Here is a 25,404-nt window from a genome sequence, read left to right as displayed (position 1 = left end):
CCTAAGCAGCGCAGGCCCAGTGCAGCTCACCCTCCTTCAGCTGCCAGCGCAGCAGTTGCGTCAGTGGCCGTCCCATCAGGGCATCCATGCACCCCGTTGCATCGCCGATCACCCGCCGCGGTGCCACCGTGGCGCTCCAGATCGCAGCACCGGGGGCTTCACTCCAGCGGGCCAGCCGTTTCACCCCCTCCAGTTGCGGCAGGGTCACTCCCGCCAGGGTGCCGTCATCGAGGCGGCAGGTGCCGTTCTCCACCAGCAGCACCCGCTCGTCCCAGCGGTGCTCCCCGTCGGCCAGGCCGTAGGGGGCCAGCGCATCGCTCACCAGCACCGTCTGCTCCGGTGCCAGCCGTTGCAACAGCATCGCCATCGTGGGGTGCACGTGCACGCCATCGGCGATCAGCCCCAGGGCCACCCCTCCACGCCTGCAGGCTTCCCCAAGAGGGCCGGGTGCCCGGTGGTGCAACCCAGGCATGGCATTGAAGGCGTGGGTGAGCATGGCCACCCCCTGATCGAACCCGGTGCTGGCCTGTTCGGCCGTGGCGGCGCTGTGCCCCAGGGCCGCGCTGATGCCCAGCTCCCGCAGTCGCCCGATCACCGCAGCGGCTCCCTCCAGTTCGGGGGCCAGGGTGACCAAGGCAATCTCCGTTTCGAACCCACCGATTCGTTCCTCGAGAGCCTCCAGGCTGGGGCTGGCCAGGTGTTCACGGGGATGGGCACCGCGGCGGGCTGCGGCCAGAAAGGGGCCCTCCAGATGGGCCCCCAGCAGCCGGCAACGGCCGGGTTGATGCAGGTCCCGCGCTTGCCGCAGCACGGCCAGGGCCCGGCGCAGCGGCGCGATGCCACAGGTCACCAGGGTCGGGGCGATGGCTTCGACCCCATCGCGCCACAACAGCTCAAGGAGTTGCACCAGCCGGGGCAGATCTGCCTCGCTCAGTTCCGGGAAGGCCAGTCCCAGCCCGCCGTTGATCTGCAGGTCCACACCCCGGGGGCTGAGCCAGTTGCCGTTCCAGTCCGCATCAGTTTGTTGAGCCTCCTGTTGCGCAACTTGTTGAGCCACGCCGCCCATCGCCTCGATGCGGCAGATCCGACCCTGTTCGTCCAGTTCGATGGCATAGCGCTGGTCTCCGTCCCCCGGCAGGGGACCCGGCAGTCGAATGTTGGTGATCCGGTGCATCAACGCAACACTGGCTTCTGCAGCCATGGGGGGAGACGATGGCAGTCTTGCCCCTCTGCGTTGTGCCGCCAGTGCTTCCCCGTGTTGCCGTTGTGATGGGCAGTGACTCTGACCTGCCCACCATGGAACCCGCCGCCGCCATCCTGCGCGAGCTGGGGGTGGAGGTGGAGGTTCGGGTGCTCTCGGCCCATCGCACCCCCTTGGAGATGGTGAACTTTGCTCAAGCGGCCCGGGGTCAGGGGTTTGGGGTGATCGTCGCCGGCGCCGGCGGGGCCGCCCATCTCCCCGGCATGGTGGCCGCGCTCACCACGCTGCCTGTGATCGGCGTTCCGGTGAAAAGCCGGGCGCTGTCCGGGGTTGATTCCCTCCACTCGATCGTGCAGATGCCGGGGGGGATTCCTGTGGCCACCGTCGCCATCGGTGGAGGACTCAATGCCGGCTTGCTGGCGGCGCAGATCCTCTCGGTGGGCGACGCTGGCTTGGCTCAGAAACTTGATGAGTACCGCAGCAGCCTCCACGATGCTGTGGTCGCCAAGGATGCGCGCCTGGTTGATCTGGGCAGCACGGATTACCTCTTCCGGATGAATTCATGAGTGTTCCCGTTCGTTCCACCCTGCGATCCACGCTGCTTTGGGCGGTGGTTCCGGCGCTTGTTGTTTATGCGGTTGCGCTGGTTTGGAGCGCCTCAGAGGGCATCAGCGCCAAATTGGTATTGAGGGATTTGGCCCAGTCCTGTAAGGCACCTCTTGGCGAAGGTTTCCTTTCCAGCGTGGGCTATTTGCTCTGGATGGCGGCCGCGGCCATTGCTCTATTCGCAGCGTCCACCCGGCAAATCCAAGGCTCCGTTTTGAACCGTCAATTCGCCTTCTGTGGGGGTGGTTTTTCGCTCTGGCTCTGCCTGGACGACATGTTCTTGGTGCATGACCGCTATCTGGGCCAGTTGTTTTTGTACATCACATACGCCTTTTTTACCGGGTTGCTGTTGTTCCGATTCCGTGGCCCTCTGCGGCGTTTCGGTGGTGACACCTTTCTCATGTCAGTGGTGTTGTTGGGTCTGTCGGTTCTGACCGATGAACTCCAGTGGCTGTGGCCGAATTCTTACGAGACGGTGCAGATCTTTGAAGAGGGATTCAAGTTCCTTGGGATTGCCGCCTGGCTCAGTTTTTGGTGCCATTACGTCAGTTCAGCCTCCAAGCCGGCTTCCTTTGAGCAGCACTAACCGATTCGCTTCATCGTTTCGATGACGCCCTGGCCGGCCTGGTTGCGGCTTGGTCTTCTGCTGCCTGTACTGGGCTTGAACGCCTTTGTGCTGAAGCGTTTGCTGGTGCAGTTCGCTCCATTTCCCGGGTTGTTCCTCACCGCGGCTTTGATCGCATTTTTGTTGGATCTGCCCTGCCGCTGGCTCGCGCAACGGGGTCTTCCCCGCGCCTGGGCCATCGTCAGCGTGGTCCTGCTGACCTTGGGGCTCTTGGCCTGGGCGGCTGTGGCCCTCGTGCCGCTTCTGATCGAACAGCTCAGCCAATTGCTTACTGCCTCGCCGTCTCTGCTTACGGCGGCGGAGCAGTGGATCGATCGGGGTCAGCTCTGGGCGCTGGACCATGGCCTGCCGACGGATTTCGCTGATCTCAGCAGCGATCTGGTGGCCCAGTTCAGCCGTTTGGCGACGCAGTTGAGTCAACGCCTTTTGGGCCTGTTGGGGGCCACGGTGGGCACCACGATCAATGTGGTGATCGTGCTGGTGTTGGCGGTCTTCCTGCTGCTTGGGGCAGATCCGATCGTCGACGGTCTGGCCCGTTGGCTGCCCGACCGTTGGCGGGATCTGGTGCAGACGACCCTCGAGCGCACCTTTCGCGGCTATTTCGCCGGTCAGGTGGTGTTGGCTCTGATCCTCAGTGGTGGTCAGCTCCTGGTGTTCACCGCCCTGAACATTCCCTACGGCGTCTTGTTCGCCGTGCTGATCGGCTTCACCACCCTGGTGCCCTATGCCAGTGCCGTGTCGATCGTCTCGGTGAGTGCGGTGCTGGCGGTTCAGGACCCGCGCACAGGCCTTGAGTTGCTTGCCGCGGCGATTGTGGTCGGTCAGATCGTGGATCAGGTGATCCAACCGCGGCTGATGGGCAGCATCGTGGGGTTGCAACCGGCCTGGTTGCTGATCGCCTTGCCCGTTGGCGCCCGAGTGGGCGCCCTCTATGGCGTGGGCGATCTGCTGGGCCTGCTGTTGGCGGTGCCGGTGGCCAGTTGCATCAAAACCCTGGCGGATGCCGCCAGGGCTGGTGACGTCGACCTCAGGCGGCCGGAATCACCCCACGCTCCTGGAGCGCTTTGATTACCAGCTCCACGGAGTCGGCCAGATCCTGCTTGCCGGTGTCGATCTTCAGTTCGGGCGTTTCCGGTGCTTCGTAGGGGCTGGAGATGCCGGTGAATTCCTTGATCTGCCCCGCCCGTGCCTTGGCGTAGAGGCCTTTGGGGTCGCGGGATTCGCAGACCTCGAGGTCTGCGGCGCAGAACACCTCGAGGAAGTCACCGTCCTCCACCAGGTCCCGGGCCTTGTCCCGGTCTGCACGGAAGGGCGACACAAAGGCGGTCAGCACGATCACGCCCGCATCCAGGAACAGCTTGGCCACTTCACCGATGCGGCGGATGTTCTCCTCACGGTCGGCATCGGAGAAGCCCAGGTCTTTGCAGAGGCCGTGGCGGATGTTGTCGCCGTCCAGCACATAGGTGGCGAGTCCTCGCTCGAACAGGGCTGCGTTGACGGCATTGGCCAGGGTGCTCTTGCCGGAGCCGGAGAGTCCGGTGAACCAAAGAATGGCGCTGCGGTGACCACGCTGGTTCGAGCGCTCGTCGCGGCCCACGGAGGCCTCATGCCAGGCGATGTTGGTGGACGCACCTTTGTTGGTGAGCTCTCCGTAGGTGGGGCTGGCGGTCATGGCCACAGCAAGAAGTGGCGGCCATTCTCCCTTAGCCCCCAGCCCGTTTCGGCCGGTATCCCTCCTTGCTGAGCAGCTCGAGCGCCAGATCCACCTGATCTCCTTGCAGTTCGATCACGCCTTCCTTGGCGGTCCCGCCACTGCCGATGCGTGTTTTGAGCTTCTTCAGCAGCGCCTTGAAGCCTGCAGCATCCAGCTCCAGGCCCCGGATCACCGTCACGGTTTTGCCACCTTTGCCACCACGGGTGGGCTGCACCCGCACCATTTGCTGCGCCTTGGCTGCGGGCTTCGCCGCAGGGCCGCTCGGTCGCTGCAGGCTCTCGGCACTGCTGAATTCCTGCCAGCCTCCCTTCGGCATCCACCTGTCGCAACCGGCTTGCATTGTCGATGAGCGCCGATGCGGCGCCCCATGGCGTGACCGCCTGCTTACGCTGAGCCGACGCTCCGCCGTGGATCCGTGACCAGCACCCTGCCCAACGCCAGCACTCCGGATCCCTCCCGCCTGCAGCCAGCGGTGCGCCCAGGTGCCCACGGTCGCTTTGGACGGTTCGGCGGTCAGTACGTGCCCGAGACCCTGATGCCGGCCCTGGCGGAACTGGAGCAGGCAGCGGCCCAGGCCTGGAACGATCCCGCTTTCACCGCCGAGCTCAACCGCCTGCTGAAGAACTACGTCGGCCGGGCGACACCGTTGTATGAGGCCGAGCGTCTCACCGCCCACTACCGCCGCGCCGACGGTGGCCCCCGCATTTGGCTCAAGCGGGAAGACCTGAACCACACCGGTGCCCACAAGATCAACAACGCCCTGGGGCAGGCCCTTCTGGCCCTGCGAATGGGCAAGAAACGGATCATTGCCGAGACCGGTGCGGGGCAGCACGGCGTCGCCACGGCCACGGTCTGTGCTCGCTTCGGCTTGGAGTGCGTGATCTACATGGGCGCTGAAGACATGCGCCGTCAGGCCCTCAATGTCTTCCGCATGCGCCTGCTGGGCGCCACGGTGCAACCGGTGACGGCCGGAACCGCCACCCTCAAGGACGCCACCAGTGAAGCGATCCGCGACTGGGTGACCAACGTCGAGACCACCCACTACATCCTTGGATCCGTCGCAGGGCCTCACCCCTATCCGATGTTGGTGCGGGATTTCCATGCCGTGATCGGTGAGGAGTCCAAGCAGCAGTGTCAGGACGCCTTCGGCCGGCTGCCAGACGTGCTGATGGCCTGCGTTGGCGGTGGCTCCAATGCCATGGGCCTGTTCCATCCATTTGTGCAGGACACATCCGTGCGGCTGATTGGTGTTGAGGCCGCCGGTGATGGTGTGGCCACCGGTCGCCACGCCGCGACGATCACCGAGGGCCGTGCCGGTGTGCTGCACGGCGCCATGAGCCTGCTGCTGCAGGACGGAGACGGTCAGGTGATGGAGGCCCACTCCATCAGTGCAGGCCTCGATTACCCCGGAGTGGGGCCGGAGCACAGCTACCTGCGGGAGATCGGGCGTGCCGAGTACGCCGCAGTCACCGACCAACAGGCCCTCGATGCCCTGCGCCTTGTGAGTGAGCTTGAGGGCATCATTCCGGCCCTGGAAACCGCCCATGCCTTCGCCTGGCTTGAGCAGCTTTGCCCCACCCTGGCCGATGGCACGGAAGTGGTGATCAACTGCTCAGGCCGCGGCGACAAGGACGTCAACACCGTGGCGGAGAAGCTGGGGGATCAGCTCTAAGGAGCGGGCCTCAGGCCAGCAGCAATTCCAGGTGCCGGGCCACCCGCTGCACGGCGGCTCGGGCCGTGGCATAGGCCATCCGCATCGGCCCCACCAGGGCCACATGGCCGAGCCCCTCGTTGCAGCGGTATGGAGCCTGAACCACAGCACAGGCCTCCAGGGCTGGCTGAGGATGTTCGTCGCCGATCCACACCCGTGCGGATTCACCGCGGCTGATCAAGGTGGCTGGTTGGTCATCGATCAGTTCCAGCAGCGGCCGAAGGCTTGAGGTGCTTTCAAATTCCGGTTCGCTCACCAGCCTGGAAAGGCCATGCACCACCACCTGTGTGGAATTGGCGGGGGTGGGCTGCTCAAGGGCGTTGCGCAGCACAGCGCCGCTGCGTTGCAGCTGCCTGGGCAGTGCGTCCCAGTTCAGGTCGCCCTGCTCGAGCTGGGCCGACGCCCAGCGTTCCATCGCGGTGAGTTCGGCTTCAGCCCCGTGGGGCAGACGCAGGTTGAGGTGGCTGGCACGGCCATTGGCTTCCACCAGCATCACCAGCAGTCGATCACCGCTGGGCACCAAACGAATCGTCTCCAGTTGCTGGTTCTCGTGCTGCGGTTGGGTGATCAGGCTCATCAGACCGGTGAAATCCGTCAGCCGCCGGGCCAGATGCATCAGCAGGTCGTCCAAACCGGCCCAACGAAGACTGAGGCCGGTGAGCTCCCGTTCCAGGTGTTGAACAGCGATGCCGGGTTCCGGCAGCAGCGCATCCACGTAGTGCCGGTATCCCATCGGACTGGGAACGCGTCCGGCGGAGGTGTGCGGTTGATGCAGCAGTCCTCGGCGCTCAAGTGCCCCCATGGCGGAGCGAACGGTGGCGGAGCTGGCGGGGATGCCGAAGCGTTGCACCAGGGTGCGGCTGCCCACCGGCTCCATCGTGTCGACGTAGTGGTGCACCGTCGCCTGAAGCACCTGTTCTTGCCGAAGGGACAGGGGCTTGCTCATCAGTAGCGGGGAACTCTTGGATCCACCTGAAGGCTCCAGGCATCAATGCCTCCTTCAAGGTTCCACACCTCAAGGCCCCAGGGTTGGTCCAGCAGCCACAGGCCGAAGTGGTAGCTGCGCACGCCGGCATGGCAGACCACCACGACGGGTTGATCTGGGTTGAGGTCGGCCTGCAGTGTTCCAAGCCATGCATTGGATTGGCTCAGGGGGCGGTGCAGCACCGCACCGGGGAAGGCAGCGATCGCAAGCTCAGCCTCCTCGCGCACATCCACCAGCTGCGGTGACGGTCGCTCGCTTTGCAGCCATTGCTGCAGTTCAGAGGCTTGGATTGGTTGTGGTTGTTGGGATTGGCCCATGGCGCCATTCTGCGGTGATGGACAAAGATGAGGCGACTCGAGACCGCCGGCCCATGAAGGCCCGCCCCTTCCTCAGCGCTGCCGGCGCTGTGCTGTTGTCGCTGATTTTGCTGGCCGTTGGCCTGCTCTGGACCATGAACCGCCAGAGCCCCCTGCAGCTGGCAGAGCAGCCGTTGCATCTGCCTCGGGCGGCCCGGTTTGTGCCTCGGGATGCTGACTTGTCCCTCCATTGGTTGGCCGATCCAGGACGGTTGCCGGCCTATGCCCAGGCCGTTGCCCCTGCCTCCCAACGCCGCGATGCCCGTGATGGCGCCCGGCAGTGGCGCGAAGGGGTCTTTGCTTTGGCGGGCCTCCAGTTCGGTCTTGAGCTGGAGCCCTGGCTTGGCGAGGAGGTCAGTCTCACCCTCACCGATGGTGATTCCAACGCCGGTTGGGTGTTGGCTTTGACGAGTCGGGATGACGACGGCGCCCGGCGTTTTCTGCAACGGTTCTGGCAGACCCGCAGCCTGGCGGGCACCGACCTGCAGATCAGCAGCTACCGCGGTATCGGTGTGATCAGCGGTCAGGGAGCGTTGGTGGGGCAGGACCCCCAACCCCTGGCTACGGCCCTGATTGACGACGATCTGCTCCTCGTGGCCTCAGGCCGGGGTGTGCTGGAGCAGGCACTCGATGTCTCCCAGCTTCCGGATCAGCATCAGCTGGGCGATCAACGCCTGCAAGCTCAGGTGGCTGAGCTCGGCGAAGGCGTGGCTCTGCTCACGGCATCTCCCCACGCCCTTGAGCATTGGCTGCAGCTGCCTGAGCTGGTGGCCCAACGGGACGATCTGAGCGGACTCGTGGCATCACTGCGACCGGAGGGTTCAACCCTGGCGGTGGATGGGCGCCTCGGGTTCCGGCAAGCCCTTGGTACCGACCCCTGGCCTGGGCTCACGGATCTGACGGCGTCGGCGGGCGGCCATGCCCGCTGGCTGGCTCAGCTGCAGAGTCCAGCCCGTTTGTTGGATCCCAGCGAAAGCCATCCGCTGGCCCAATGGTTCGCTCCGGTGCTGAAGCAGTACTTGGCGGACCAGCCGGCGGCCGATGCTGTTGTGGGGGCCGATGCTGGCCCTCTCCTCTGGCAGGACCAACCCGAGGGCTGGCTGCTGGCCACCCGCCCGCAAACTCCCGCCAGGGATGCGGTGGATGCGCGTTTGCAGGAGCAGGGTCTGACCCGTTCTGAGCTGGAGGGGGATGGCGAGGTGTTGAGCGTGTGGACGCGGCTGGTGCGCCAGCGGGGACGCCAGCCTGGGGTGGATGCTCAATTGGCCGTGGCTCAGGTGCGCTCGTCTGCGCTGAACTGGTGGGGCGAGTCCTTGATGGCTCTGGCGCAGCGTCAGAACGGGCGTGCCCTCCAGCCCCGCTTGAGCCAGTGGCAGGAGCTCACAGCCTCCGCCCAACCAGCGCAGGCCCTCCTGCTGGCGGATGAGCCGGCCCGCGCACTGTTGGGGCAATGGCGGCCTTGGGCCCTGCTGCAGGTGATGGCGGGGCGACCGCTTCAGGATCAGGTCCGCGGCCTTGCGGTGGCCGTCGACGTTGATCGTCAGGAGCAAGGCAGTACCGAGATTCCCTTGCATGCCCGGCTCGAACTCGGCTGACCTGGTTCTGTTGCGGCATGGCATCGCCGAACCCCGCCAGGCGGGCCAGGACCATCCGGATCGCCCCCTGACCGCCGCTGGCCGTCAGCGAACCCAGCGGGTGATGGCGGCCCTCGTGCAACGGGGGCTGCGCGTGGATCGATTGCTGTCCAGCCCCTATCGCCGGGCTCTGCAAACGGCGGAACTGGCGTTGGAGGCGGGGCTCGCTTCTGAACTCGCGGTGGATGAACGGCTCCAGCCGGGAGGGGACCTCAACATGCTGGTGACCGCCTTTGATCAACGGCTTGGCTTGGTCGGTCATGAGCCGGATCTAGGAGATCTGGCCTGCGGTCTTCTGGGGTGTGCCCCGGGATCCCTGGTGCTGAAGAAAGCCGGCGTGATTCAGCTGCGTCGTTCCGCGGGCCAGTGGCAGTTGAAGGCCTTGCTTCGGCCAGCACTGTTGATTGACGATTTAGGTTGCTCTTAGAGGCAATCAGGCGGTGGCCCAGCAGCAGATAGGCGACCTGCGCCATGCGCGGACCGGGATCGAACTGCGTCCAGGCCTGGATGGCGTGCCGGCCACCCAGTCGGCGATCTGCGACATCGATGGAGAGCAAGGGCTGCTCACCTACCGCGGCTATCCGATGCAGGATCTGGCGGCCAACAGCAGTTTTCTGGAAACGGCTTATCTGCTGATCTGGGGAGAGCTGCCCAGCCGCGACCAGCTTGCGGAGTTTGAGCACGCGGTGCAGATGCACCGGCGGGTCAGCTTCCGGGTGCGGGACATGATGAAGTGCTTCCCGGCCAGCGGCCATCCGATGGACGCGCTGCAGTCCAGTGCTGCTTCCCTGGGGCTGTTCTATTCGCGCCGGGCGATCGACGACCCGCAGTACATCTATGACGCGGTGGTGCGGCTGATCGCCAAGATCCCCACGATGGTGGCCGCTTTTCAGCTGATCCGCAAAGGCCAGGACCCAATCCAGCCCCGGGATGATCTGGCTTACTCCGCCAATTTCCTCTACATGCTCACCGAACGTGAGCCGGATCCCCTGGCGGCGCGGATCTTTGATCGCTGCCTGATGCTCCATGCCGAGCACAGCCTCAACGCCAGCACCTTCAGTGCCCGGGTCACCGCCAGCACCCTCACCGACCCCTACGCCGTGGTGGCTTCAGCCGTGGGCACCCTGGCGGGCCCACTCCATGGCGGCGCCAATGAAGATGTCCTCGCCATGCTCGAGCAGGTGGGCAGTCCCGAGAACGCTGGCGCTTTCCTGGATGAAGCCATCGCGGCCAAGCGCAAAATTATGGGCTTCGGCCACCGGGAATACAAGGTGAAGGATCCCCGTGCCGTGATCCTGCAGGCCCTGGTGGAGGAGATGTTCGCCAGCTTCGGCCATGACGACCTCTACGACGTGGCCCGGGCGATCGAAGCAGAAGCAGCGTCCCGTCTCGGCCCCAAAGGCATCTATCCCAACGTCGATTTCTATTCGGGCCTGGTGTACCGCAAGCTCGGCATCCCCAGGGATCTGTTCACGCCGGTTTTCGCCATTGCCAGGGTTGCCGGCTGGCTGGCCCATTGGCGGGAGCAGCTCGGGGCAAACCGGATTTTCCGGCCTTCGCAGATCTACTCCGGATCCCAGCCACGCTCCTGGATGCCCATTGAGGAGCGCGTCTCGGCTCCGGCCGCCTAAGTTGCACCCACTTCCGTCGACACCATGGTGAGTCCGGGATTGGACCTGGAATTGAGCTTTAGCCAGGCCCTGCAAGGGTTTGGCTTCTCCCCGGAGGTGGCGAGGCTGCTTTGGCTGCCGCTGCCGATGCTGCTGGTTCTGGTGGCTGCAGTGGTGGGTGTGCTGGTTTCTGTGTGGCTGGAACGCAAGATTTCCGCCGCTGTCCAGCAGCGAATCGGTCCGGAGTACGCCGGTGCCCTGGGCGTGCTTCAGCCCCTGGCTGACGGCCTCAAGCTGCTCGTCAAGGAAGACATCATCCCGGCGCGGGCCGACAGCCTGCTGTTCACCCTCGGCCCGGTGCTGGTGGTGGTGCCGGTGATCATCTCTTGGCTGATCATTCCTTTCGGCCAGAACCTGCTGATTAGCAATGTGGGCGTGGGGATCTTCCTCTGGATCGCCTTCAGCAGCATCCAGCCGATCGGCTTGCTGATGAGCGGCTATGCCTCCAACAACAAGTACTCGCTGCTCGGTGGGCTGCGGGCCGCGGCTCAATCGATCAGCTACGAGATTCCCCTGGCTCTGGCGGTGCTGGCCATCGTGATGATGACCAACTCGCTGAGCACGGTCGACATCGTGGGTCAGCAGACCGGTGCCGGAATCTTGAGCTGGAACATCTGGCGCCAGCCGGTGGGCTTCCTGATTTTTTGGATCTGCGCCCTGGCCGAGTGTGAGCGGCTGCCCTTCGACCTTCCCGAAGCTGAGGAAGAGCTGGTCGCCGGCTATCAGACCGAGTACGCGGGCATGAAGTTCGCCCTCTTCTACCTGGCGGGTTACATCAACCTGGTGCTCTCGGCCGTCCTGGTCAGCGTTCTGTATCTCGGTGGTTGGGGCTTCCCGATTCCTGTGGAGTGGCTGGCCGGCTGGTTGAACCAGCCCATCGATGCCCCCGTGGTGCAGGTCATCACGGGCACCGTTGGCATCGTGATGACGGTGCTCAAGGCCTATCTGCTGGTGTTCGTGGCGATCCTGCTGCGCTGGACCACCCCCCGCGTGCGCATTGACCAGCTGCTCGATCTCGGCTGGAAGTTCCTGCTGCCCCTGTCCCTGGTGAACCTGCTGGTGACAGCGGCCCTCAAGCTCGCATTCCCCGTTGCATTCGGCGGCTAGGTTTTCCTACCTAGGATTTCTTCGCTCCCGGCTCCGCTTCGTTCTCTCCGCTTCAGACCATGTTCGGCTTCCTCAAACAGGTCGGTGATTACACCCGGGATGCAGTCGATGCAGCCCGGAATCTGGCCCAAGGCTTTTCGGTCACCTTCGACCACATGCAGCGCCGTCCGGTCACGGTGCAGTACCCCTACGAGAAGCTCATTCCTTCCGAGCGTTATCGGGGCCGGATTCACTACGAGTTCGACAAGTGCATCGCCTGTGAGGTGTGCGTGCGGGTCTGCCCGATCAATCTTCCGGTGGTCGATTGGGTGATGAACAAGGCCACGAAGAAGAAGGAGCTGCGCAACTACTCCATCGACTTCGGTGTTTGCATTTTCTGCGGCAACTGCGTCGAGTACTGCCCCACCAACTGCCTCTCGATGACTGAGGAGTACGAGCTGGCGGCTTTTGATCGCCACAGCCTCAACTATGACAACGTAGCCCTCGGACGCCTTCCCACCAGCGTCACCACCGACCCCTCCGTTGTTCCCCTCAGGGAACTCGCCTATCTGCCGGCGGGCGAGATGGATCCCCACGGTGTTGCCGCCGATCGTCCCCGGGCTGGTCAGCTGCCGTCTCAGGTGTTGGAGACCCTCACCCCTCCTGCCAAGTCCTCTGCCAAGAATGAGGGACAATCCTCCAGTGAGGCCAAGGAGGGCGACGCATGACCATCGCGACAACTACCGAGCTGATCTGTTTTCTGGTGCTGTCCGCCGTTGTGGTGATCGGCGCCCTTGGCGTGGTGCTGCTTAGCAACATCGTTTATTCCGCCTTCCTGCTGGGCGGGGTGTTCACCGCCGTTGCAGGGCTCTACCTGCTGCTGAACGCCAGTTTCGTGGCCATGGCCCAGATCCTGGTGTACGTGGGCGCGATCAACGTGTTGATCCTGTTCGCGATCATGCTCGTCAACAAGCGGGAAGATCTCAAGTCCATCGCCAACCTCACCACGCGCCGTGTGGTGTCCGCCGGCGTTTGCGCCGGTCTGCTGGCGTTGCTGGTTCGTGTTGTGGTCACCACCCCCTGGTCGCTGCCCGGTCCTGCCGCCGTGGGTGAGGAAGCCACGGCCCGCATTGGTGAGCACCTGTTCACTGATTACCTCTTGCCCTTCGAGGTGGCATCGGTGCTGCTGCTGATGGCCATGATCGGCGCCATCGTCTTGGCCCGTCGTGATGTGCTGGCCACCGATGTGGTCACCGGTGAGGTGGCCGATCAAGGCCTGATTGAGAAGGCCCGTACTCCCTTGCTGATGAATCGAGCGGACTGATGAGCGATTTCCTTGCCACGCTTCCCTCACTGCAGGCCTATCTCCTGGTGGCCGCGATGCTCTTCTGCATCGGCGTCTGGGGTCTGATCAACAGCCGCAATGCGGTGCGCGTGCTGATGAGCATTGAGCTGATGCTCAACGCCGTGAACATCAACCTGATGGCCTTCTCCTCCTTCGTGGATGGTGATCTGATTCGCGGCCAGGTCTTTGCTGTGTTCGTGATCACGGTGGCTGCCGCTGAGGCCGCTGTCGGTCTGGCGATCCTGCTGTCGCTTTATCGCAATCGCGTTACCGTCGACATGGAGCAGTTCAACCTGCTGCGCTGGTAACCCCCGCACACCTGGGTCATGCGTCTCGATCGGGTCTGGGTGATCTATCGGGCCGACAGCCAGCCTGCCCAGCGTGAAGCCCGGCAATGTGCCAAGGAGCTGAAAGCTCTCGGCTCCCACGTGGTCACGGCGATGTCGGGGCCGCGGGTGAATCCTTTCCCAGGCCTGCTGGCTGTTGAGGAGTCGTTGCCCGACCTGGCGCTGGTGCTGGGGGGGGATGGAACGGTGCTTGGGGCTGCCCGCCACCTGGCGGTGCATGACATCCCGATCCTTAGCATCAATGTGGGAGGCCATCTGGGCTTTCTCACCCATGACCGGCGTGTGTTGCGCGGCGATCAGATCTGGCAACGCCTTCAGGACGATCAGTTCGCGATCGAACGGCGCATGATGCTTCAGGCGATGGTGGATCGCCGCTCCGCGGAAGATCGAGCGGCTTCGCCGGGTCCTTTGCAGCAGCCGGATCTCGAAGACGATGAAGAGCACCACTGGGCCTTCAACGACTTCTACCTGCGGGCCTACCGCGATGAGATTTCGCCCACCTGCACCCTGGAGCTCGAGATCGATGGGGAAGTGATCGACCAGGTGCGTGGTGATGGCCTGATCCTCTCCACGCCCACGGGGTCCACCGGGTACGCCCTGGCGGCAGGGGGACCGATTCTTCATCCCGGAATCGATGCCATCATCGTTGCCCCGATCTGCCCGATGAGCCTCTCCAGCCGAACGCTGGTGGTGCCGCCCCGGGCCAGGTTGGCGATCTGGCCCCTGGGGGCTGGGGATCACCGCATCAAGCTTTGGAAGGACGGTGTGGGCTGCACGGTGCTGGAGCCTGGTGAGTGCTGTGTTGTTCAGCAGGCGCGCCACCATGCCCTGATGGTGTTGCTCAATCAAAGCCCGTCGTATTACCGAACCCTCTCCCACAAGCTGCATTGGGCGGGAAGCCTGCACGCGTCTCAGCCCTCGCAGAATTGAGCCATGGCCCTTGAGATTGAACGGCGCTTTCTGGTGCGGTCGGACGCCTGGCGCAGCAGTGCCGGCCCCGCACAGCCGCTGCGTCAGGGCTACCTGGCCGCCAGTGCCGACGGTGTGACGGTGCGGATGCGCCTGCGCGGATTGGATCAGGCCTGGCTCACCCTGAAGGCGGCGGCTGATGCCGTTGGCCTGGTCCGCCACGAGTTCGAATACCCGATTCCCGTGGCGGACGCCGAAGCCCTCTGGGATCTGGCGCCGCATCGCCTGGACAAAGTCCGCTACGCCTTGGATTGCCCGGGTGGTGACTGGGTGGTGGATTGTTTCCAGGGCGAGAATGCCCCCTTGGTGCTGGCGGAGGTGGAGCTGGCATCGGCCCAGGCGGAGCTCCGGATTCCGCCCTGGTGCGGCGAGGAGATCACTGGGGAGTCCCGCTGGAGCAATGCGGTGCTGGCCCAACATCCGGTTCAGTCCTGGCCTGAGGCGCAGCGTCGACGTTTAGGCCTGACGTAAGACCGGACTGGATTTGTCTTCAGATTTCCTTTAGCTTTGAGGGGTTCTGATTGGTGGCTCCTTCCAGTGGTGGGTCTGTACGACACAACTGGAATGCTTCGCTTTGCAGGCTCCAGCGTGGAGGCCTGTTTGGAATACGCCACGCTGTTTCAGATCCCTGTGGGCCCCACGTCCCTTCAAAGCTTGCCGGAGCCTGTCAGTTCCACGATCAGGCTGAGGGGGGATCGTGTTCTGGAAGGACGCAACAGTTGAAGCCGTCCCGGCAGATCTTGCCGTTGTCCATGGCCCAATTGAGCAGCGCCACCCGGTTCTTCGAGCCGGTCTTGGTGAACACGTTGCTCACATGGTTGTCCACCGTTCGTTTGCTGATGGTGAGACGGTCAGCGATTTCCTGATTGGTCAGTCCTTCGGCCACGAGCTCGATGATCTCGACCTCCCTGGCAGAGAGGGAGATCTCCAGAGGATCGGTACCGTCGAGGGAGGACATGGGCGACCACCGTTGGGATCATGCTAGTCCGGACGACCGGTCTGATCCTGCATAGTGGGCCGGTGAAATGGAACGGGATTTGAGCACGGCGCTGCAGCGCGCAATTGAGGCCGGGGATCAGGTGCTCACGGCTGAGGTGATGCCTCCCCGCGGAGCCGACTCCTCGCACATGCTGGCCATGGCCGCATCGCTGCAAGGCCGTGTCCATGCGGTGAATGTGACCGATGGCAGTCGGGCTGTCATGCGGATGAGCAGCCTGGCCTCCTGCAAGTTGCTGCTTGAGGCCGGTCTGGAGCCGGTGTTGCAGATGGCCTGCCGGGACCGCAACCGCATCGCCCTCCAGGCCGACCTGCTCGGGGCCCATGCCTTGGGGATCCGCAACCTGTTGTGTCTCACAGGTGATCCAGTGCGGGCGGGCGATCAGGCGGATGCTCGGCCGGTGAATGAGTTCGAGTCGGTGAAGCTTCTGCAGCAGGTGGACGCCCTCAATCGGGGTGTGGATCCCGTGCAGGGCACCCTGCCGGATGGGGCGACCACGCTGTTTGCCGGGTGTGCCGCCGACCCACAATCGAGGAGCTGGAGCGGTCTCCAGCGCCGGTTGCAGCGCAAGCAGGCGGCGGGAGCCCGCTTCGTTCAAACCCAGATGGTGATGGACCCTGAAGCGCTCGAGCGCTTCCAGCACGAACTGGCCGGCCCCCTGGGTCTGCCCGTGCTCGCTGGCGTGTTTCTGCTGAAGTCAGCCAAGAATGCCCGGTTCATCAACCGCGTTGTGCCGGGAGCCTGCATCCCCGATGCGTTGATCCATCGGCTGGAGTGCGCCGAGAATCCCGCCATGGAGGGCGTGGCCATCGCCGCTGAACAGGTGAAGCGCTATCTCGGCATCGTTCGTGGCGTGCACCTGATGGCAATCAAGGCCGAGGAGCGCATCCCGTTGATCCTGGATCGCGCCGGACTCAGCTCGCTGCCTGGGTGAGGTCGGTGCCGAGCAGCTCCGCCATGGCTTTCTGCTGCGGGGAAGGCTCCACAAGGTCCTGACGACGGGCATCGGTGATCAGCCAGTCGAGCGAGGCCTCCTGCAGGTCGAAGTGATCACCGTCCTTGCCCACGCAGTAGCGGCCGAACACCAGCTTCTCGAGCAGCTGCACGCCGGGGCCGATACGTGAGTAGTCGAAGATGATCGAGTTGTCGACCGTGGCGCCCTCACAGATGTGACAGCTGGGGCCGATCATGGTGGGCCCAACGATCGTTGCGCCATCTTCGATCTTGGTCATGCCGCCCACGTAGACGGGGCCGGTGACGTTGATCTTGTCCCAGTTGGCGGCCACATTCAGACCGGTGTAAACCCCGGGACGCACCTCCTTGCCGGGGATGCCCACCTGACGGACGTCACCCATCAACACGCTGCGGATGGCTTGCCAGTAGTCGGGAACCTTGCCGATATCCACCCATTCGAAATCCATCGGGATGGCATAGAAGGGTGCACCGAGCTCGGCCAGTTTCGGGAACAGATCCGAGCCGATGTCGAAGGACTGCCCCGAAGGGATGTGTTCAAAGATCTCCGGCTCAAAGATGTAGATGCCGGTGTTGATCGTGTCGCTGAGGGCTTCGTCGACGCTGGGCTTTTCCTGGAAGCTTGAAATTCTGTTCTGGTCATCGGTGACCACTACGCCGTAGCTGCTCACCTGATCCTTTGGGACCCGTTTGGTGACGAGGCTGGCGATCGCACCCTTCTCTTTGTGTAGGCGTACCGCTTCGCTGAGATCAAGGTCGATCAGCGCATCGCCGCAGAGCACCACGAAGGTGTCGTCAAAGAAGTGCTGGAAATCCTGGATTTTTTTGAGCCCGCCAGCAGACCCCAGGGCACTGCCGATCAGTTCGCCGTCTTCAATCCGTCCTTCAAAGCTGTAGGCAATTTCAACCCCGAAACGCTGCCCATCCCGGAAGTAATTTTCAATCTCTTCGGCCAGGTGGGAGACGTTCACCATCACCTCGGTGAAACCGTGCTCCTTGAGCAGTTCCAGCAGAAATTCCATCACCGGCTTCTGCAGGATCGGAATCATGGGCTTGGGGATCACATGGGTGATCGGTTGGACCCGCGTCCCCTTACCAGCCGCCAGAATCATCGCCTTCATTGGCGTTTGGTCGGGTCATTACAAGGTAGTGACCATAGACCCGGTCTTAGGCCGCCACGACCGTCCGGGTCGGCGACGGATCTGGCACCTGAAGGCTGCGGATCGGCAGTTGCGTTGCAGTGCCACTCGCGGGGATGAATTTCAGTCGCAGCGGTCCGTGGAGCCAACCCTCCTGCTCCAGCTCAACCCGGCCCTGGGAGGAGAGAAACAGCAGAGCCCAGAACACCCCGACCCGGTCACGGTCCAGGTCCGCCGCGGCGGCCACCTCCCACTGATCCACCAGTTGATCGAAGCCCACCCAGTCCAGGGCGGTCTCCCAACCGTTCAGAAACACCCCCAGTGCTGCGGTTGTTTCCGGCAGCTTTTCGCGGTGGGCCAGTCCGGCCACCTGGGCGATGGCTTCACGGTTGCTGTAGCGCTTCTGCCGTTTGCGGCGGCGTGCCTCGAGTTCGTCTGATTCCAGCTGCTCGGCAATTGTTTCCAGCTGTTCGATCAGCTCCCCGAGGGTGACGGGCCGACGCAAGGGCGGGGGTGCCACGGGTCGCCGCTGCAGATGACGTTCCGGCCGTCGGGGCAGATCAAAGGCCGGATCCAGCCAGCCTTGCTCATCGAAGTCGGCATCGAAGTGATCTTCGACTTCAGGCGGCGGCGGCAACATGCTGGTTTCAAGCATCTCCGCCTTGAGTCCCACCAGCACGGAGGCGGCCAGGAAGGCTTCGCTGCTATCAGCCAGGTCCCGTTCGTAGCTGCCACCCCGTCCCGCCAAGGCGGCTGCCACCTGCCCGGGAACTTCGATGCGTTGCCGGAGTTGATCCAGAAAGCCGTCGATGACGGCAATCACATCCACATCCCAGGGATCGAGATCACCCCGCTCCGCTGCGTCCTGCAGCAGCCGAATCGCAAGGCGGGCTCCAGCATCAGCGCCGTCGTTGGGGGCCACCTTGAGCAAGTCAATTCACCCTTTCCCGGCAAGGTATCGGTCCTCAACCGGTGTCGCCAGTGCTGCCTCAGGCCGCGCTGCTGGCATCGGTGACCTCCGCCTGGTCGCTGTCATCGCTCTCGGCACTGGTCGCGCTGACGGTGGTGGCCGGGAGGAGGCCCAGCTGGGTTTCAACGGTGGAGCGGTAGCGGCTGAGGTCGGTCTCCAGTTCCTGGATCCGCACCTGCTGGGCCTCGTATTCGTTCGCCTTGCTGAACTGTTCAACGTTGTTGAGCATCCCGGTCCAGGCGGCGAAGAACCAGGCCGACACGGCTCCCAACCCCGCTGCCAGCAGCAGCAGACCCGCCAAAGGCAGGGTGTACTCGACCCCGGGCAACACGTGAACTGTTGTTGGGCTGGTGTTCGCCAGGGTGAAGAACACCGTGATCAGGCCGAAGCTGAAGATCAGGCCGAAGTTGATCTGACGCATGGCAGGGGAGCGTTCCCCTGGAACTTACGGACGGTTGGCTGGGAATGAATCGGAATCGATACGTGATTTATGACGCGCGCACGGCGGGGGCTTGGATGACTGCTGGAACGGGCGCCTGACCTCGAATCAAGGGGGCCGTTGGTGAGATCACCTGTTCCATCGCACCCAGGTTTCGGTTCACCAGGGCTTCGATCGAGCTGCGGTAGCTATCGGTCATCAGCTTGGGGTACAGCCCGATTCCGATGATCGGCACCAGCAGGCAGCCGATGATGTACACCTCGCGCGGCTCCGCATCCACCAGGTTGGTGTGGGACACCAGCTCCTCTTTCTCCTTGCCGAAGAAGATCTCGCGAAGCATCGAGAGCAGATAGATCGGTGTGAGGATCACGCCGACGGCGGCCAGCCCGCAGATCACCACGCGGAAGGGCAGGGTGTAGGCCTCATCCGTGGCGAAACCAGCGAACACCATCAGTTCGCTCACGAACCCGCTCATGCCGGGCAGGGCCAGGGAGGCGAGGGCACACACCGTCCAGAGCGCGAACATGATGCGCATCTTCTGGCCAATGCCTCCCATCTCATCCAGCTGAAGCGTGTGGGTGCGGTCGTAGGTGGCACCCACGAGGAAGAACAGGCTGGCGCCAATCAAGCCGTGGCTGATCATCTGCAGCATGGCGCCACTGGTGCCCAGGGCACTGAAGCTGCCCACGCCGATCAGCACGAAGCCCATGTGGCTGATCGAGCTGTAGGCGATCTTTCGCTTGAGGTTGCGCTGGGCGAAGGAGGTGAGGGCGGCGTAAATGATGTTCACCACCCCCAGCACGATCAGCAGTGGGGCGAACTGAGAGTGGGCCGCTGGCAGCAGTTCACAGTTGAAGCGCAGCAGGGCATAGCCGCCCATCTTCAGCAGGATGCCGGCCAACAGCATGTGCACCGGTGCCGTTGCTTCGCCATGGGCATCCGGCAGCCAGGTGTGCAACGGCACGATCGGAAGCTTCACGCCGAAGGCGATCAGCAGCCCGGCGTAGCAGAGCAGTTGAAAGCCCGTGCCGAAGTCTTTGGCTGCAAGAGCGGTGTACTCAAAACTGGGGGTGCCGCCGCCGAAGAAGCCCATGGCCAGGGCGGCCAACAGGATGAACAGGGAGCTGCCGGCGGTGTAGAGGATGAATTTGGTTGCGGCGTACTGGCGTTTCTTGCCGCCCCAGATGGCCAGCAGCAGATACACCGGGATCAGTTCCAGCTCCCAGGCCAGGAAGAACAGCAGCATGTCCTGCACGGCGAAGACGGCGATCTGGCCGCCGTCCATGGCCAGTAGCAGGAAATAAAACAGCCGCGGTTTGAAACTCACCGGCCATGCCGCCAGGCAGGCCAGGCTGGTGATGAAGCTGGTGAGCAGGATCAACGGCATTGAGAGCCCGTCGGCTCCCACCGCCCAGGTGAGTCCAAGATCCGGCAGCCAGCTCACCCGTTCGGACAGCTGCAGACCACTCAGGTTGGGGTCATAGCCGGTGAGGTAGGCCGCAACGGTGATCAGGAAGGTGATCAGCGTCACGATCAGGGCGTACCAGCGCACCTGTTTGCCCTCGCCTTTGTCTGGAACCAGCGGAACCAGCAGGGCACCCACAATCGGCACCAGGATCGACAGGCTCAGCCATGGAACGGTTGCCTGCACCGGATCGCTGAGTCCGGCGACTGCGAATTCGAACACGCTGATCCGATCCTCACTGGATGGATCGTAGAAATCATGGCCGCTGTGTCATCACCTCGATAGGCGATGACACACATGGACGATGGGCTTCAAGCGATTGGTCCGCCGATCACGCCAAACAGCACCACCAGGCCAATCACACCGGCAAACACAATCAGGGCATAGAACTGGGCCCGTCCGGTCTCGAGATATTTGAGACCTTCGCCGCTGCCCAGGGTGAGCAGTCCGGTGAGGTTGACCACGCCATCAACCACTTTGGCGTCCACCTCGAGCACCTCCCGCGCCAGTTTGCGGCTGCCGCGAACGAACAGCTTTTCGTTCAACACATCGAGATACCACTTGTTGGCGAGGAAGGCATTCACCGCCGGGAAGCGGCCGGCCACCAGCTGCCCCAGATCAATCCGACGCAGGGCATAGGCCAGAACAGCCAGGCTGATGCCGGCAACGGAGATGGCCACGGAGGCGCCCGCCAGGGGGAGAAACTCGCCCCAGCTGAACTGTTCGGCCATCTCGAGGGCTTCTTCCGGATTGAGAAGGCCCGCAAAGCGGCTGTTCCATGGGGTGCCCAAGAGGCCAATCAGGACGGAAGGCACCGCCAGCACCGCCAAGGGGGCCGCCATCGGCCAGGCCGATTCGTGCACGCTGCCGCCATGGGCGTGGTGCTCGGAAGGATCCTTGCCAGCGGCGGTCAGCAGCTGGGCCTGCATGGCGGTGTCATTGCCGCGGAACTCCCCCTCAAAGGTGAGGAAGTAGAGCCGGAACATGTAGAAGGCCGTCATCCCCGCCGTCAGGAAGCCCACCACCCAGAGCAGTGGGTAGCTGTTGAAGGCCTGGCCAAGAATTTCGTCCTTGCTCCAGAAGCCGGCCAGGGGCGGAATGCCGCTGATGGCGATGCAGCCGATGAAGAAGGTGATCGAGGTGACGGGCATCTTTTTGCGCAGGCCGCCCATCAGGCGCATGTCCTGGGCAAGAACGGGCTCGTGGCCCACCACCTCCTCCATGGCGTGGATGACGGAGCCTGATCCCAGGAACAACATCGCCTTGAAAAAGGCATGGGTCACCAGGTGGAAGATGCCGGCGACCGGGGCACCGCAACCCATCGCCAGCATCATGTAGCCGAGCTGGGAGACGGTGCTGTAGGCCAGACCCTTCTTGAGGTCCATCTGGGTGAGGGCGATGGAAGCCCCCAGGAAGCAGGTGATCGTGCCAACGACGGCGATCACGGTTTGAACGATGGGGAACTGGGCGTAGAGGGGATCGAGTCGGGCAACCAGGAACACCCCTGCGGCCACCATCGTTGCGGCGTGAATCAGCGCTGAAATCGGCGTCGGGCCCTCCATGGCATCGGGCAGCCAAACGTGGAGAGGGAACTGGGCCGACTTGGCCATCGGACCCATGAACACCAGCAGGCAGAGCAGCAGCGCTGCCCATGGGGCCACCGTTCCGGCGGCCAGGCCGTTCTGCAGACCATCGGCGATTCCCTGGAAATCGAAGCTTCCAGTGGCCCAGAACAGGCCAAGGATGCCCAACAGCAGGCCGAAGTCACCAACCCGGTTCACCACAAAAGCCTTCTGAGCGGCGTGGGCGGCACCGTCGCGGTCGTACCAGAAGCCCACCAGCAGGTAGGAGCACATGCCCACCAGCTCCCAGAAGACGTAGATCTCCAGAAGATTGGGGCTGATGATCAGACCCAGCATGGAGCTGCTGAACAGCGCCAAGTACGTGAAAAAGCGCACATAGCCCTTGTCATGGGCCATGTAGCCGTGGGAATACACCAGCACCAGCAGGGCGATGGTGGTGACCAGCGCCAGCATCACCGCCCCGAGTGGATCCACCACGTAGCCCATCGGCAGAACGAAGTTGCCTGCGCTGGCCCATACGAACAGATGCTCAACGGGCGGGGCGCCATTGAGCTGGTTGAACAGGATGCTGTAGCTGAGGGCCGCAGCTGCGCCAACGCAGGAGATCAAAAGCAGCGCAACGGGTTTGCGCAACCGATTGATCGTGCGGTTGAAGCTGATCAATCCCAACCCGGTCAGCACTGCGCCGAACAGGGGCAGAACCGGAATGAGCCAGGCGAGTTCCTCGGCCGAGGGCATCCGCAAAAAGGAGGTTGAAGCGAGTGTAGGCAGCTCAGCCCAGCAGGTTCTGGAGTGCTGAATTGCGCATCAACTCGGCAGCCGTCGGAATGAAGCGATGGGCCCACCAGAACACGCCGACGGCGATGGCGATGCCCAGTTGTGCCGGTCGAACGAATTCCTGCCACTGCAACTGCTGGCGTCCATCCAGCACCGCTGCGAAAGGCACGATCGAGGTGCTTGCCTTGAGCTCGTCAAAGGCTTCGCCGAAGCGGGCCTTCAGGCGCCGGTCGCCATGCCAGACGGCGAAGAGGTGATGGCCGATCAGGCCCACGCAGGTCACCAGCATGAAGCTGCTGCCGATCCAGAGGGCATGGGTGAGGCACCAGAGGATTTGCCCGATGGCCTGGGGATGGCGGCTGATGCGGATGATCCCTGTGGCGTAAAGACGCACCTGCGGTTTCAGCACCGCCGGGATCTCCAGCAGGTTGTAGGTGGCTGGATAGAGGAAGAGAAAACTGATGGCGGTTCCGATCCACACGAGCGGAATCACCCCAGGCACGCCCTGGAGATTCCACAGCCGCATCCCGTCGTAGCGATGGGCCAGGAACCATCCGATCACCACCACGGCCGAGGGAATGCTGGCTGCCGCGAAGATCAGGCGCCAGGCCCGTGCTCCGATCACGGCCTCAGCCCGGCTGCGCAGGGCAGCACCACCGCTGTGAATTACGGCAAACACGATCAGCAGCACCAGCATCACGACGCTGCTGTGGTGGGTGGAGGCCATGGCGGCTGCGTTGGAAGGGCGTGATTCTGGCTGTCGGACGTGGCGGTCCTAAATTTCTGGTGTTCCTCCGGGTGTTCCGCGGTGGCCGATCTGCCGTTCACCCTTGACCAGCTGCGGATCCTTCGCGCGATTGTCAGTGAGGGCAGCTTCAAGAAAGCCGCCGACAGTCTCTACGTCACCCAGCCCGCCGTCAGCCTTCAGATCCAGAACCTGGAGAAGCAGTTGGAGGTTTCGCTGTTTGATCGCGGCGGGCGCAAGGCGCAGCTCACTGAGGCTGGCCATCTGCTGCTGAGTTACTGCGACCGGATCCTGAGCCAGTGCCATGAAGCCTGTCGGGCCCTGGATGATCTCCACAACCTCAAAGGTGGATCCCTGATCGTGGGGGCAAGCCAGACCACCGGCACCTACCTGATGCCCCGGATGATCGGCCTGTTCCGCCAGAAATATCCGGACGTGTCCGTGCAGCTCCAGGTCCACAGCACCAGACGCACGGGCTGGAGTGTGGCCAACGGTCAGATCGACCTGGCGATCATCGGTGGTGAATTGCCGGCGGAACTCAATGAACTGCTGCAGGTGGTGCCCTACGCCAGTGATGAGCTGGCGCTGGTGCTGCCGGTGAAGCACCCCTTGGCCCGACTGGCTGAACTCACCAAGGAAGACCTGTATCGCCTGGGCTTTGTCTGTCTCGATGCGCAATCCACCACCCGGAAGATGGTCGACCAGCTTCTGGCGCGCTCCGGCCTGGATGTGCAGCGCCTGCGCATCGACATGGAGCTGAATTCGCTGGAAGCCATCAAGAATGCCGTTCAGGCGGGCCTGGGAGCCGCCTTTGTTCCCGTGGTGTCGATCGAGCGGGAGTTATCGGCGGGAACGATTCACCGGCCCCAGGTGGCTGATCTGCAGGTGAGACGCCAGCTCAAGTTGATCACCCATCCCGCCCGCTACTGCTCACGCGCCTCGGTGGCCTTCCGCAATGACGTTCTGCCCGTCTTTGCCAGCGCTGACAGCCCGATTCGTCAGGCAGCGAAGGTCGCGCCTGAAGCGATCGGGGAGCAACTGGTTCAGAACTGATCGGCCTCGGGTGTCACGCCCACAGCGTCATCTGCCACGCCTCGGGTGAGGAATTTGTTCTCACTGATATCGGTTTGGTAGACGCAGCGCACCACGGGCTTGTCCCGAACGGAGCCGATGTAGGCAAAAGTGTTCATCCGCTGTTTGCACTCACGCTCCTGCTCGGCGGTGATGGCCCCCTCCTTGCGCAGCACCGACCAGTTCTCCCGACGGATCACACAACCCGGTTGCAGGGTTGGCTGGGTCACAAAGCTGCTGGAGGGGTTGAGCGTCGTGTACATCTCGATGTCCATGACGAAGGCGCTCGCCCCCCACTGGCGGCAGAACTCCGGGTCGGGAACGGCCATGTCCAGTTGCTGGGAGCTGGCGATGTTTCCCTGGTCTCCCGTGGTGGTGCTGGTGACAGCGCTGCCGATGCCGATTCCCACCACGAGAACGCCTGCCAAGACGGCCACGGTGAGGGTGCTGAATTGAAAGCCGCCCTGGCCGCCTCCGCCACCTGGTGGCGGGCCGGGAGGACGGCCGTATCCGCCCCGGGGTGGAGCGTCATAGCGGTCCCGCTCACCGCGGTCGTAGCGGCCATCACGCGGTCGGCGGCCGCCGCGGTCGTAGCGCGAGCCGGTCACAACAGTTCTGGGGTGCGGGGCAGGCCCATGGAGAAGTTCTGCACGCGGCCATCCGGGTTGTAGCTGAGTTCTCCGGCCTGGAGCAGTTGCCGGATGAATCCCTCCAGGTCTGTACCAATGCGGCGCAGGGTGTAGTCACTCAGTTCGCCACCGGCTGCGGCATCCACCAGTTCCTTGAAGCGTCCCTGCACCTTGGCGAGACTGGCTGCATCCCAGAGAAATTCGTTGTCGGGATCCAGATCCAAGGTCAGTTGGTCATCCGAAGGAATCAGATCCTCCTCTTGAAGTGCTGCTGTGAACAGGCGCACGTGGCGGGTGGTGCACTTGAGAAGGGTGTCAGCCAAGACGCGCCCACGGGAAAGCTGACACGACTTTAAGAAGCGAACGGG

General features: G+C 63.5%; 29 protein-coding genes. 15 read left to right on the top strand and 14 right to left on the bottom strand.

Going from position 1 to position 25,404, the window contains the following annotated elements; translation table 11 throughout:
- Position 1 precedes the first annotated feature (1 nt).
- Positions 2-1,201 carry an N-acetylglucosamine-6-phosphate deacetylase gene (locus tag SynM161_RS10900; RefSeq protein ID WP_255441789.1) on the bottom strand — a complete coding sequence of 400 codons (1,200 nt, stop codon included), beginning with the start codon at positions 1,199-1,201 and terminating at the stop codon, positions 2-4.
- Positions 1,202-1,212: 11 nt separating this feature from the next.
- On the opposite strand from SynM161_RS10900, the gene purE reads away from it, so the two are divergent.
- Genes purE through SynM161_RS10885 form a run of 3 tightly spaced genes read left to right on the top strand, consistent with a single transcriptional unit; the run spans position 1,213 to position 3,500 of the window.
- On the top strand, positions 1,213-1,767 hold the full coding sequence (gene purE / locus SynM161_RS10895) for a 5-(carboxyamino)imidazole ribonucleotide mutase (RefSeq protein WP_186541450.1): 555 nt from the start codon (positions 1,213-1,215) through the stop codon (positions 1,765-1,767).
- The gene (locus tag SynM161_RS10890) at positions 1,764-2,393 is read left to right on the top strand and encodes an oxidoreductase (RefSeq protein WP_186541449.1); all 630 of its coding nucleotides are present in this window, start codon (positions 1,764-1,766) and stop codon (positions 2,391-2,393) included. Before purE ends, SynM161_RS10890 begins: the two co-directional genes overlap by 4 nt.
- 21 nt (positions 2,394-2,414) lie before the next feature.
- A complete protein-coding gene (locus SynM161_RS10885) occupies positions 2,415-3,500 on the top strand; it encodes an AI-2E family transporter (RefSeq protein ID WP_186541448.1) in 1,086 nt (361 codons plus the stop codon).
- Here SynM161_RS10885 and cysC read toward each other — a convergent pair.
- Positions 3,460-4,104, bottom strand: coding sequence for an adenylyl-sulfate kinase (gene cysC, locus SynM161_RS10880; protein WP_186541438.1), 645 nt, complete (start codon positions 4,102-4,104; stop codon positions 3,460-3,462). The two genes, SynM161_RS10885 and cysC, sit on opposite strands and share 41 nt — an antisense overlap.
- A 31-nt stretch (positions 4,105-4,135) precedes the next feature.
- Positions 4,136-4,462, bottom strand: coding sequence for a translation initiation factor (locus SynM161_RS10875; RefSeq protein ID WP_186541437.1), 327 nt, complete (start codon positions 4,460-4,462; stop codon positions 4,136-4,138).
- Positions 4,463-4,561: 99 nt separating this feature from the next.
- Between SynM161_RS10875 and trpB the strand changes: the two genes are divergently transcribed.
- Positions 4,562-5,818: a tryptophan synthase subunit beta gene (gene trpB / locus SynM161_RS10870; RefSeq protein WP_186541435.1), complete on the top strand. Its 1,257-nt coding sequence runs from the start codon at positions 4,562-4,564 to the stop codon at positions 5,816-5,818.
- Between the two features lie 10 nt (positions 5,819-5,828).
- Here the strand turns inward: trpB and hrcA are convergent, their stop codons facing one another.
- Entirely contained in the window at positions 5,829-6,803 is a 975-nt protein-coding gene (gene hrcA / locus SynM161_RS10865) for a heat-inducible transcriptional repressor HrcA (RefSeq protein ID WP_186541433.1), read from the bottom strand.
- Positions 6,803-7,159 (bottom strand): rhodanese-like domain-containing protein, encoded by a 357-nt coding sequence (locus tag SynM161_RS10860; RefSeq protein WP_186541431.1) that lies wholly within the window; start codon positions 7,157-7,159, stop codon positions 6,803-6,805. The genes hrcA and SynM161_RS10860 overlap by 1 nt, the downstream gene beginning before the upstream one ends.
- Before the next feature lie 53 nt (positions 7,160-7,212).
- Between SynM161_RS10860 and SynM161_RS10855 the strand changes: the two genes are divergently transcribed.
- Genes SynM161_RS10855 through SynM161_RS10815 form a run of 9 tightly spaced genes read left to right on the top strand, consistent with a single transcriptional unit; the run spans position 7,213 to position 14,720 of the window.
- Complete coding sequence (locus SynM161_RS10855) at positions 7,213-8,793, top strand: DUF3352 domain-containing protein (RefSeq protein ID WP_255441787.1); 1,581 nt, start codon at positions 7,213-7,215, stop codon at positions 8,791-8,793.
- Complete coding sequence (gene sixA, locus SynM161_RS10850) at positions 8,771-9,259, top strand: phosphohistidine phosphatase SixA (protein WP_186541427.1); 489 nt, start codon at positions 8,771-8,773, stop codon at positions 9,257-9,259. The genes SynM161_RS10855 and sixA overlap by 23 nt, the downstream gene beginning before the upstream one ends.
- A gap of 13 nt (positions 9,260-9,272) precedes the next feature.
- Positions 9,273-10,463, top strand: coding sequence for a citrate synthase (locus SynM161_RS10845; protein WP_186541425.1), 1,191 nt, complete (start codon positions 9,273-9,275; stop codon positions 10,461-10,463).
- A 27-nt stretch (positions 10,464-10,490) separates the two neighbouring features.
- On the top strand, positions 10,491-11,609 hold the full coding sequence (gene nuoH / locus SynM161_RS10840) for an NADH-quinone oxidoreductase subunit NuoH (protein ID WP_170950528.1): 1,119 nt from the start codon (positions 10,491-10,493) through the stop codon (positions 11,607-11,609).
- A 59-nt stretch (positions 11,610-11,668) separates the two neighbouring features.
- Positions 11,669-12,316, top strand: coding sequence for an NAD(P)H-quinone oxidoreductase subunit I (ndhI, locus tag SynM161_RS10835; RefSeq protein WP_115009924.1), 648 nt, complete (start codon positions 11,669-11,671; stop codon positions 12,314-12,316).
- Positions 12,313-12,912 carry an NADH-quinone oxidoreductase subunit J gene (locus SynM161_RS10830; RefSeq protein WP_186541423.1) on the top strand — a complete coding sequence of 200 codons (600 nt, stop codon included), beginning with the start codon at positions 12,313-12,315 and terminating at the stop codon, positions 12,910-12,912. The genes ndhI and SynM161_RS10830 overlap by 4 nt, the downstream gene beginning before the upstream one ends.
- Positions 12,912-13,241: an NADH-quinone oxidoreductase subunit NuoK gene (gene nuoK / locus SynM161_RS10825; RefSeq protein ID WP_038552705.1), complete on the top strand. Its 330-nt coding sequence runs from the start codon at positions 12,912-12,914 to the stop codon at positions 13,239-13,241. The genes SynM161_RS10830 and nuoK overlap by 1 nt, the downstream gene beginning before the upstream one ends.
- An 18-nt stretch (positions 13,242-13,259) precedes the next feature.
- A complete protein-coding gene (locus SynM161_RS10820) occupies positions 13,260-14,210 on the top strand; it encodes an NAD(+) kinase (protein WP_115160870.1) in 951 nt (316 codons plus the stop codon).
- Between the two features lie 3 nt (positions 14,211-14,213).
- Complete coding sequence (locus SynM161_RS10815; RefSeq protein WP_186541421.1) at positions 14,214-14,720, top strand: CYTH domain-containing protein; 507 nt, start codon at positions 14,214-14,216, stop codon at positions 14,718-14,720.
- Positions 14,721-14,928: 208 nt separating this feature from the next.
- Here the strand turns inward: SynM161_RS10815 and SynM161_RS10810 are convergent, their stop codons facing one another.
- Positions 14,929-15,207: a helix-turn-helix transcriptional regulator gene (locus SynM161_RS10810; RefSeq protein ID WP_186541420.1), complete on the bottom strand. Its 279-nt coding sequence runs from the start codon at positions 15,205-15,207 to the stop codon at positions 14,929-14,931.
- Between the two features lie 67 nt (positions 15,208-15,274).
- Between SynM161_RS10810 and SynM161_RS10805 the strand changes: the two genes are divergently transcribed.
- Entirely contained in the window at positions 15,275-16,180 is a 906-nt protein-coding gene (locus SynM161_RS10805; RefSeq protein WP_115081182.1) for a methylenetetrahydrofolate reductase, read from the top strand.
- Here SynM161_RS10805 and SynM161_RS10800 read toward each other — a convergent pair.
- From SynM161_RS10800 to SynM161_RS10775, 6 genes are all read right to left on the bottom strand, one after another.
- Entirely contained in the window at positions 16,161-17,339 is a 1,179-nt protein-coding gene (locus tag SynM161_RS10800; RefSeq protein ID WP_115009929.1) for an NDP-sugar synthase, read from the bottom strand. The genes SynM161_RS10805 and SynM161_RS10800 overlap by 20 nt on opposite strands.
- A gap of 46 nt (positions 17,340-17,385) precedes the next feature.
- Positions 17,386-18,288, bottom strand: a complete 903-nt coding sequence (locus SynM161_RS10795) for a segregation/condensation protein A (RefSeq protein WP_186541418.1) — start codon at positions 18,286-18,288, stop codon at positions 17,386-17,388.
- 58 nt (positions 18,289-18,346) lie between these two features.
- Complete coding sequence (locus tag SynM161_RS10790; RefSeq protein WP_115160864.1) at positions 18,347-18,748, bottom strand: lipopolysaccharide assembly protein LapA domain-containing protein; 402 nt, start codon at positions 18,746-18,748, stop codon at positions 18,347-18,349.
- A gap of 67 nt (positions 18,749-18,815) precedes the next feature.
- The gene (locus SynM161_RS10785; protein ID WP_186541414.1) at positions 18,816-20,453 is read right to left on the bottom strand and encodes an NAD(P)H-quinone oxidoreductase subunit 4; all 1,638 of its coding nucleotides are present in this window, start codon (positions 20,451-20,453) and stop codon (positions 18,816-18,818) included.
- A gap of 89 nt (positions 20,454-20,542) precedes the next feature.
- Positions 20,543-22,552 carry an NAD(P)H-quinone oxidoreductase subunit 5 gene (locus SynM161_RS10780; RefSeq protein WP_186541412.1) on the bottom strand — a complete coding sequence of 670 codons (2,010 nt, stop codon included), beginning with the start codon at positions 22,550-22,552 and terminating at the stop codon, positions 20,543-20,545.
- Positions 22,553-22,586: 34 nt separating this feature from the next.
- On the bottom strand, positions 22,587-23,318 hold the full coding sequence (locus tag SynM161_RS10775) for an NnrU family protein (protein ID WP_186541410.1): 732 nt from the start codon (positions 23,316-23,318) through the stop codon (positions 22,587-22,589).
- An 81-nt stretch (positions 23,319-23,399) separates the two neighbouring features.
- On the opposite strand from SynM161_RS10775, the gene SynM161_RS10770 reads away from it, so the two are divergent.
- Entirely contained in the window at positions 23,400-24,389 is a 990-nt protein-coding gene (locus SynM161_RS10770; protein ID WP_186541408.1) for a LysR family transcriptional regulator, read from the top strand.
- Here the strand turns inward: SynM161_RS10770 and SynM161_RS10765 are convergent.
- Positions 24,380-25,015, bottom strand: coding sequence for a DUF3172 domain-containing protein (locus tag SynM161_RS10765; protein ID WP_115081177.1), 636 nt, complete (start codon positions 25,013-25,015; stop codon positions 24,380-24,382). The genes SynM161_RS10770 and SynM161_RS10765 overlap by 10 nt on opposite strands.
- A complete protein-coding gene (locus tag SynM161_RS10760) occupies positions 25,012-25,359 on the bottom strand; it encodes an NAD(P)H-quinone oxidoreductase subunit M (RefSeq protein ID WP_186541406.1) in 348 nt (115 codons plus the stop codon). Before SynM161_RS10760 ends, SynM161_RS10765 begins: the two co-directional genes overlap by 4 nt.
- Between the last annotated feature and the right edge of the window lie 45 nt (positions 25,360-25,404).

The sequence above is a fragment of the Synechococcus sp. M16.1 genome (assembly GCF_014279895.1).
Lineage (GTDB): Bacteria > Cyanobacteriota > Cyanobacteriia > PCC-6307 > Cyanobiaceae > Parasynechococcus.
The sequence above is the reverse complement of the archived record's forward strand: the minus strand, read 5'-3'. Positions and strand labels throughout refer to the sequence as shown.

Coding starts and splice junctions, on each gene's coding strand:
- SynM161_RS10900 (WP_255441789.1), bottom strand. CDS start 1,201: ATGGCTGCAGAAGCCAGTGTTGCGTTGATGCACCGGATCACCAACATT.
- purE (WP_186541450.1), top strand. CDS start 1,213: ATGGCAGTCTTGCCCCTCTGCGTTGTGCCGCCAGTGCTTCCCCGTGTT.
- SynM161_RS10890 (WP_186541449.1), top strand. CDS start 1,764: ATGAGTGTTCCCGTTCGTTCCACCCTGCGATCCACGCTGCTTTGGGCG.
- SynM161_RS10885 (WP_186541448.1), top strand. CDS start 2,415: ATGACGCCCTGGCCGGCCTGGTTGCGGCTTGGTCTTCTGCTGCCTGTA.
- cysC (WP_186541438.1), bottom strand. CDS start 4,104: ATGACCGCCAGCCCCACCTACGGAGAGCTCACCAACAAAGGTGCGTCC.
- SynM161_RS10875 (WP_186541437.1), bottom strand. CDS start 4,462: ATGCCGAAGGGAGGCTGGCAGGAATTCAGCAGTGCCGAGAGCCTGCAG.
- hrcA (WP_186541433.1), bottom strand. CDS start 6,803: ATGAGCAAGCCCCTGTCCCTTCGGCAAGAACAGGTGCTTCAGGCGACG.
- SynM161_RS10860 (WP_186541431.1), bottom strand. CDS start 7,159: ATGGGCCAATCCCAACAACCACAACCAATCCAAGCCTCTGAACTGCAG.
- SynM161_RS10855 (WP_255441787.1), top strand. CDS start 7,213: ATGAAGGCCCGCCCCTTCCTCAGCGCTGCCGGCGCTGTGCTGTTGTCG.
- sixA (WP_186541427.1), top strand. CDS start 8,771: ATGCCCGGCTCGAACTCGGCTGACCTGGTTCTGTTGCGGCATGGCATC.
- ndhI (WP_115009924.1), top strand. CDS start 11,669: ATGTTCGGCTTCCTCAAACAGGTCGGTGATTACACCCGGGATGCAGTC.
- SynM161_RS10830 (WP_186541423.1), top strand. CDS start 12,313: ATGACCATCGCGACAACTACCGAGCTGATCTGTTTTCTGGTGCTGTCC.
- nuoK (WP_038552705.1), top strand. CDS start 12,912: ATGAGCGATTTCCTTGCCACGCTTCCCTCACTGCAGGCCTATCTCCTG.
- SynM161_RS10820 (WP_115160870.1), top strand. CDS start 13,260: ATGCGTCTCGATCGGGTCTGGGTGATCTATCGGGCCGACAGCCAGCCT.
- SynM161_RS10815 (WP_186541421.1), top strand. CDS start 14,214: ATGGCCCTTGAGATTGAACGGCGCTTTCTGGTGCGGTCGGACGCCTGG.
- SynM161_RS10810 (WP_186541420.1), bottom strand. CDS start 15,207: ATGTCCTCCCTCGACGGTACCGATCCTCTGGAGATCTCCCTCTCTGCC.
- SynM161_RS10805 (WP_115081182.1), top strand. CDS start 15,275: ATGGAACGGGATTTGAGCACGGCGCTGCAGCGCGCAATTGAGGCCGGG.
- SynM161_RS10800 (WP_115009929.1), bottom strand. CDS start 17,339: ATGAAGGCGATGATTCTGGCGGCTGGTAAGGGGACGCGGGTCCAACCG.
- SynM161_RS10790 (WP_115160864.1), bottom strand. CDS start 18,748: ATGCGTCAGATCAACTTCGGCCTGATCTTCAGCTTCGGCCTGATCACG.
- SynM161_RS10780 (WP_186541412.1), bottom strand. CDS start 22,552: ATGCCCTCGGCCGAGGAACTCGCCTGGCTCATTCCGGTTCTGCCCCTG.
- SynM161_RS10775 (WP_186541410.1), bottom strand. CDS start 23,318: ATGGCCTCCACCCACCACAGCAGCGTCGTGATGCTGGTGCTGCTGATC.